At 57.8% G+C, this 7736-nt stretch carries 5 protein-coding genes; all 5 read right to left on the bottom strand.

What is annotated here, in order from left to right; genetic code table 11:
• On the bottom strand, positions 1 to 1368 hold a 1368-nt coding region (locus AB7E14_RS17125), incomplete at its 3' end, for an iron ABC transporter permease (protein ID WP_428169708.1).
• Entirely contained in the window at positions 1365 to 2255 is an 891-nt protein-coding gene (gene fhuD / locus AB7E14_RS17120) for a Fe(3+)-hydroxamate ABC transporter substrate-binding protein FhuD (protein WP_042997881.1), read from the bottom strand. The genes AB7E14_RS17125 and fhuD, both read right to left, overlap by 4 nt.
• Positions 2255 to 3052: a Fe3+-hydroxamate ABC transporter ATP-binding protein FhuC gene (fhuC, locus tag AB7E14_RS17115; protein WP_316962705.1), complete on the bottom strand. Its 798-nt coding sequence runs from the start codon at positions 3050 to 3052 to the stop codon at positions 2255 to 2257. The genes fhuD and fhuC overlap by 1 nt, the downstream gene beginning before the upstream one ends.
• A gap of 47 nt (positions 3053 to 3099) precedes the next feature.
• On the bottom strand, positions 3100 to 5352 hold the full coding sequence (gene fhuA / locus AB7E14_RS17110) for a ferrichrome porin FhuA (RefSeq protein WP_316962704.1): 2253 nt from the start codon (positions 5350 to 5352) through the stop codon (positions 3100 to 3102).
• A gap of 284 nt (positions 5353 to 5636) precedes the next feature.
• Positions 5637 to 7736, bottom strand: a 2100-nt coding sequence (gene mrcB, locus AB7E14_RS17105; protein WP_428169707.1) for a bifunctional glycosyl transferase/transpeptidase, incomplete at its 5' end; no start/stop codon positions are given.

Raw genomic sequence — 7736 nt, 5'->3', positions numbered from 1 at the left:
GAGACTCCCGGCGGGCAACAGCCAGCCAAACGCATCGCCCGGCACCAGAAACAGCATCAGCACAACGCCGAACGCCGCGCCGGAGCTGATCCCCAGCACCTCAGGACTCGCCATCGGGTTCCCGGTCAGCCGCTGGATGATACACCCCGCCACCGCCAGCATCACCCCGGCGATCATCGCCGCCAGAATGCGCGGCCAGCGCCAGGGCATCAGTTCTTCCAGTTGCACGCCGCTGGCCCAGCTCCAGCCCTGCGCGTCACGCCCCAGCGACAGCGCGACATATGCCCCGATCAACAGCAGCACGCCGCCGATCAGCGCATAACCCAGCACATGCTGACGTTCCGTCGTCACCCGGTCGCTGACGTTCATGTCCGGCGCGCTCATACTACGCAGGCGCGGTAGCAGCCACAGCAGCAGCGGTGCGCCGATCAGTGCCGTCACAGAACCGGTGGACACTTCCATCCATACGCGGGTCAGCCAGAGAATAACCTGATCGGACAGCCACAGAATCAGCGCCCCAATCAGCGGAGCCAGCATCAGGCGCGCCAGCAGACGACGCGCGCCCAGCATTTTCGCCAGCAGCGGCGCAAACAGACCGATAAAACCGATAATCCCTACCGCATTGACCAGCAGCGCGCTAAGTACAATCGCCAGCGTCAGCGCCGCCAGACGCGCCAGCGACAGCGCCAGCCCTAAGTTGCGCGCAACGCCATCATCCAGCCCCATCAGGGTTAGCGGGCGCAACAACAACAGAGTGAGCATGACGCCGCCCAGCAGTTGCGGCCACAGACGCTGCACACCGCCCCAGTCAGTTTGCGTCAACGTTCCGGTACTCCACAGGAACATGCTCTGCAACTGATCGTGGTGAAAGATGACTAACAGTTGGTTGATGGCCCCGCAGTACAGACTGACCACCAGACCGGCGAGGATCAGCGTGACGGGAGAAAGTCGTTTTCCCCAGGCGACGCCAAACACCAGCGCCCCGACAATACAGGCGCCCACCAGAGCGGCAAACTGCCCGGCCATCACGCCCGGTATCGCCCACAATGTCGTGACCGTCATCCCTAACTGTGCGCCGGTCGCCACGCCCAGTGTGGTCGGTTCGGCCAGCGGGTTACGCAGCACCTGTTGAAAGAGCACGCCAACCAGACCCAGCCCGGCCCCAACCAGCAGGGAGATCACCAGACGAGGGAGAAGGCTGTAATGGAAAATCATCTGCTCGATGACGTCGATATCCGGTGACCACAGCGCCTGCTGCCACTGGGTACGCGGCAGCGCAACGGTGAAATTCGTCCAGGTTAACCCTACGGCGACGATAAACAACAGCGCCAGCAATAACGCCGGGAAACGTGCAATACGTTGACTCACGCCTTGCCCCCCAGCGCATTATCCAGAATACGGACAAAATTCATGGTCGACAGTGTGGCGCCATAAAACCACACGGGCGGTACGCGCTGGAAACGCCCTTCACGCACGAACGGCATCGCCTGCCAGAGCGGCGTTGCCATCAGCGTGGCCATCTCTTTGTTATTCCCATGATCAAAGCAAAGCACATCGGCATCTTTGTAGGCTGCAAGGCGATCGATTCCGACCACCGTACTGCCCCAGAAATTGGTTTCTCCCTGCCAGGCGTTGCGAATCCCGTATTCATCCAGCACGTCCTGGAACAGGCAGTTCGGGCCGAAAACCAGCATATGGCGAGGATCGAGGAGAGTGATCAACAGCAGCGGGCGTTCTCCACGCTGCACAAAGCGCGATTTCCGGCTGGCGATAAACTGGTCGTATTCCGCCAGATGTCGCTCAGCTGCAGATTCCAGATTCAGCATCTGCGCCATATCGATCAGAGATCGACGCGCCACGGCTAAGGGCTGTTTGCCATCGCTGAAGTTGAAGCCACGTCCGGGCGCAATTCGCGCCAGCGTTTCGGGAGAAGGGCCGTACCCTGTCGACCAGAACATATAGGAGGGTTTCATTTCGGTCAGCAGCTCAAGATTCGGCTCGGTGCGTAATCCGACATCAATCACCGACGCAGGCAGCGGCGGTTCATTCACCCACAGGCGGTAGTTAGGAATGTCTGCCACGCCATAGGGCGTCACGCCAAGCGCCAGCAACAGCTCAACCGGCAGCCACTCCAGCGCCACGATACGATGTGGATCGACAGCGGCCGCGCGCGCCGGTTTCATCTGCCAGAGCAGCGGGGAAAGTGCCATCGCCGTTAATAAACGACGACGTGTTATGTGGTGTAAGCCGCTCATCAATACACAAAACTCACAGGTGCAGCGCCTGCCGGATGCGGCAGGATCCCCATCGGGATGCCATAAATACGTTCCAGGGTTTCGCTACGCATTAGGTCGGCGGGCGTTCCCAGGGCAATCATTTCGCCCCCGCGCAAGGCGACTAAGTAGTCACAGTAGCGGGCAGCCATGTTGATATCATGCAGCACAGCGATCACCGTCAGGCCACGCTCCTGGCTGAGTCGATGAACCAGCGCCAGCACATCCACCTGGTGGGCAATATCCAGCGCCGAGGTGGGTTCATCGAGCAGCAGACAGCGACTGTCCTGCGCCACCAGCATCGCAATCCACGCGCGCTGACGTTCACCGCCGGAAAGACTGTCGACCAGACGATGCGCCAGGGGTTTTAACCCAACCAGCGCGATCGCCTCTTCCACTTTTTCTCTGTCCGCGACGCCAAAACGGCCCAGCGCCCCGTGCCACGGATAGCGACCAATCGCCACCAGTTCACGTACGGTCATCCCTTCCGCCTGCGGCAACTGCTGCGGTAAATACGCCACCTTACGGGCAAACGCTTTGCTGTTCCAACTGTTCAGCGGTTGCGCATCGAGCAGGATATCCCCTTCTGACGGCGGCTGATGGCGACCCAACATTTTTAACAACGTGGATTTACCTGAACCATTGTGACCAATCAGGCCAGTCACTTTACCGACGGGAAAAGTTAACGACAGAGGGTGCAGAAGCGTGCGACCTGGCACGCGAAAGGAGACATCACGCAGTGCAAACGTGGTATCGGGATGATGAGTCTGTTCCTGCATAGCGGCCAACTTGTTAAGCGGGCACGCAATGCGTGCCCAAAGAAAAATTAGAAACGGAAGGTTGCGGTAGCAACGACCTGACGTTCCGCGCCCCAGAAGCAGCCATAGGTGTTAAAGCAGCTGGCGACGTATTCGCGGTCAAACAGGTTGTTGACATGCAGCGCGACGTTGGAACCTGCCATGCCAAGGCGTGCCAGATCGTACCGAACCAGCGCATCCACCAGGGTGTAGCTGCCGACTTTAAAGGAGTTAGCCGGATCGCCATAGCTGGAGCTGGTATAGCGAACGCCGGTGCCCAGAGTCAGACCGGAAAGCGGGCCGTCAAACATCGTGTAATCGCCCCATAGCGACGCCATATGTTTTGGCACCTGCGCCGGGGTGTTGCCTTTGTAGTTGGTGTCGGTGGTGTATTCCGCATCCGTATAAGTGTAGGAACCGACCACGTTAACGCTGGCAGACAGCGCCGCTTTTGCTTCCACTTCAACGCCGCGTGAACGAATCTCACCGCCTTCAACCGAGAAGAACGAACCGTTAGGATCGGCCATCAGGTTGTTGGTTTTGGTCAACTGATAGACCGCACCGGTGATCACGATCGGACGATCGTTCGGGACATATTTCACGCCCGCTTCGTACTGCTTGCCTTTAGACGGCGCAAAGATGCTGCCGTTCGCGCCCACGGTAGAAGCCGGTTCGAACGACTCGCTGTAGCTGAAGTACGGAGTCACGCCGTTGTCGAACAGGTAGTTTACGCCGCCGCGCCAGGTAAACTCGTTATCATTACGCGAGTGCTGAGTATTCGCTTCACGATCCAGAGTATCCTGCTGCGCCCAGTCATAACGTCCGCCCAACGTCACCAGCACTTTATCCCACTGCATCTGATCCTGGGCGTACACGCCGGTCTGCTTCTGCTTGTTCAGCACGCGATAGGCGGCGCCAGGCCCAGGATGGGATCCGAAGTCGAAATCGCTGCGATCAAGGTTGTAGATGTCAGATGGCGCAACTGAACCAGCCCAGCCAAACCAGGAGTCGATGTCGTTACGCATACGCATAAAATCAACGCCGGTCAGCAGGGTATGATCCAGAGAACCGGTCGCAAACTTGCTCTGCAGTTGGGTATCCACAGAGAAGTTCTGCAGTTTTTCGTTATCATCCACGTACTGACGGGTCAGCGTATGCCCCCACTGTGACTGCGGTACGCTGGCGCAAGGGCTGGTGATCGGGTTGCTCGAATAGAGCGGATCGGAACACATGCCGTAACCATATACACTGTTCTGCGACACTTTGTTTTCCGCGTAACGCAAGTTCTGACGCACGGTAAACGTATCGTTGAATTCATGGTCGAAGCTATAACCGACCATCTTCTCATTACGAGAGTAGGTATTGTTTTTCGCGCCTTCGTTGAAGTCTGTCGACAGACGCTTACCGTTCGGCAGCGTGCTGACAGTCCCCTCTTTCGGCAGCCAACCGTAGTAACCGGTCTCAGGTTCGTTCTGGAAGTAGGACAGGAACGTGAAGTTGGTTTTGTCATCCGGACGCCAGCTAAAGGACGGCGCAATAGCATAACGCTGTTCTTCCGCCCCCTGCTGCTGCGCATTCGCCGAGCGAGCCAGACCTGTTAAGCGATAAGAGTAAACGCCGCCGTCATCCAGCGCATCGCTGAAGTCAAAACCGGTCTGGAACAGGCTGTTAGTGCCCATTTTAAACTGAACTTCTTTCAGCGGCTCGGTGGTTGGACGCTTGCTGACCATGTTCAACAAACCGCCTGGGTTGCTCTTACCGTACAGAACAGAAACCGGCCCACGCATCACTTCCGCGCGTTCCAGCATATAAGGATCAATCACCGCATCGTTGTAAAAGTTCCCCTGCATCTTCAGGCCATTCAGATAGTTATTCTGGCTTTGGCCGTCGGCAGCGAAACCGCGAATGATCAGGTAATCATAGGTGTTAGATGCGCCACGCGTGCCCACGGCAACGCCTGGGGTATAGCTGAGCGCCTCTTTCACGGACTTCGGCTGGTGTAGCGCCATCTCTTCGGCAGTCACCACAGAAATAGACTGGGGAACTTTCTGAATCGGGGTATCCGTTTTGGTCGCGGTGGCTGACTGGCGTGCCGCGATGGTTGCCGCCGGTCCCCATGCACTTTCCTGCGGAGCAGGAGCCGCAGTGACGGTGATAGTGTCTTCTTTTTTCGGTTCAACCGCCGCCTGTGCATAGACAGACATGCCGCTAACCGCTGTGGCTACTACGACTGCAATTTTACGCAGCGAGTGTTTTGGCTGAGCAGTTTTTTGACGCGCCATTGGTATATCTCTGATGGAAAGTGAATGATAACGTAAACGAGAATTATTATTATGACGGCAGAATAATATTCGAAACGCGGCCGCGATAGCAAGCGATACGCGTCCCTACCAAAACTGAGGGGTTAAGAAATATCCAGATGAAAAGAAAGGGTTAAAAAAGAAGCCGGAAATGTTTCTGTGAAGCCATTGCCGGACGGCGGCGAAAACCCCTTATCCGGCCTACCAACTCAATAACTGCATGAGCCCAGTAGGCCGGATAAGCGAAGCGCCATCCGGCACGACGGTTAGTTACCGCCAAACATATCCTTAATCCATCCCGCCACGCCATCGCTGTCTTTCTTCTCTTCCTTCGGCGGCTGTTGCTGCGGTTGCTGTGGCTGAGAAGATTGATCGAACGGGTTCCCGGTCGGCTGCTGCATCATTTCGCCCTGCTGGCAGAGCGAGTCGGGATCGGAGGTCCAGACTGGCAACGTGCGCATACCGCCACTGCAGACAAAGTTGCCGTCATAGTCGACGCCCATCTCCGCAATATCTTCCGGTGGCGTCAGCGTGAGCGACGTTGGCGTCTGGTTAGCCAGATAGCGCTGATAAATCGACATCGCCCCGCTCGCCCCGTACAGCTTCGTCGGCTGGTTGTTATCGCGACCCACCCAGGTGATGGTCACCTGACTGCCGTCAATACCGGCAAACCAGGTATCGACGTTGTTGTTGGTGGTCCCGGTTTTACCCGCCAGATGCAGATTCGGGTACTTCGCGCCCAGCTGACGACCGGTACCACGCTGCACCACCTGCTGCATCGTCCACAGCGTCATATAGGCGGCCTGTGCCGGAACAGCACGCTCCGCCTGCGGGAAGCTCTGATACAGCACAGTGCCGTCTTCAGCGATGACCGAACGCAGCGCGGAAAGCGGCGCACGATTACCGCCGCTGGCGATCGTCTGGAACGCCTGTGCCACTTCGATCGGCGTCAGGTTCAGCGCCCCCAGCAGCATAGCCGGAACCGGATGCAACTGCTCTTTCGGCACGCCCAGCTTCAGCCAGGTGTCGGTGACAGCCGGCAGGCCAAGCGCCATCCCCAGATTGACCGTCGGCACGTTCATAGAACGCGTCAACGCATCCACCAGCATCACTTTTCCGCTTTCGCTGTAGCGACGGTCATCGTTCTGCGGCGACCACACCTGGCCGTTTGGTTGACGCAGCGCAATCGGCGCATCGGCAATCCAGGTGTTCAGGCGATAGATTTTCGGCTGGCTCAGCGCGGTCAGATAGGTTGCCGGTTTGGCCAGTGAACCAATCGAGCGACGTGCCTGCATCGCGCGGTTATAGCCTGCAAACTGCGGCTCAGCGCCGCCGACCATAGCGCGGACTTCGCCACTGAAGCGGTCTACCACTACAATCGCCGTTTCCAGATCGCTCAGTTTGCGCTGTTTCTTCAGTTCCGGAATGCCATCAACGGCGGCTTTCTCAGCGGCATCCTGGGCGACAGAGTCAAAGGTGGTGAAGATCTTCACGCCGGAGAGATCTTTTACTTTATCACCCAGCTTCGCCTGCAACTCCTGACGCACCATCTGCATAAACGCCGGCTGTGGTGAGATCACCCCACCGCGCGGTTGCACGCCTAACGGACGCGCGCTCAGCATGTCGTACAGTTCCTGATCGATCACCTGTTGTTGTTGCAGCAGGCGCAGCACCAGGTTACGACGTTCAAGCGCCAGTTTCGGGTTGCGCCAGGGGTTGTAGATTGAGGCCCCTTTCACCATCCCTACCAGCAGCGCCTGCTGATCAAGGCTCAGTTCCTCTACCGGACGACCAAAGTAGTACAGGCTCGCCAGCGGGAAGCCACGGATCTCATTATCACCGCTCTGACCGAGATACACCTCGTTCATATACAGCTCAAGAATACGATCTTTGCTGTAGCGCGCATCCATCAGCAGCGCCATATAGGCTTCGTTAGCCTTACGCCAGTACGAACGTTCGCTTGAGAGGAACAGGTTTTTCACCAGCTGTTGGGTCAGGGTACTTGCCCCCTGTACCGTGCGTCCGGCGGTCAGGTTTGCCAGCACGGCGCGACCGATGGAGTATAGACTCACCCCGTCATGTTCATAGAAATGACGGTCTTCCGTCGCCAGCAGCGTATCCACCAGCAGATCCGGGAAGCCACTACGCGGGACAAACAGACGCTGTTCACCGTTTGGCGACGACAGCATGGTAATCAAACGCGGATCGAGACGGAAGAAACCGAACTGGCGGTTGTTGTCCATGTTGACAATGGTATCCAGGCGGCCGCCATCGAACGTCAGACGCGCGCGCACCTGACCCTCCTTGCTGTCCGGGAAATCAAACGGACGGCGGATCATCTCAATACTGTTCGCCTGCACGGTAAA

This window comes from Citrobacter sp., assembly GCF_050252275.1.
GTDB lineage: Bacteria > Pseudomonadota > Gammaproteobacteria > Enterobacterales > Enterobacteriaceae > Citrobacter_A > Citrobacter_A amalonaticus.
The sequence above is the reverse complement of the archived record's forward strand: the minus strand, read 5'-3'. Positions and strand labels throughout refer to the sequence as shown.

Bases quoted from the DNA above. Each gene is read 5' to 3' on its own strand.
- fhuD (WP_042997881.1), bottom strand. From the start codon at position 2,255: ATGAGCGGCTTACACCACATAACACGTCGTCGTTTATTAACGGCGATG.
- fhuC (WP_316962705.1), bottom strand. From the start codon at position 3,052: ATGCAGGAACAGACTCATCATCCCGATACCACGTTTGCACTGCGTGAT.
- fhuA (WP_316962704.1), bottom strand. From the start codon at position 5,352: ATGGCGCGTCAAAAAACTGCTCAGCCAAAACACTCGCTGCGTAAAATT.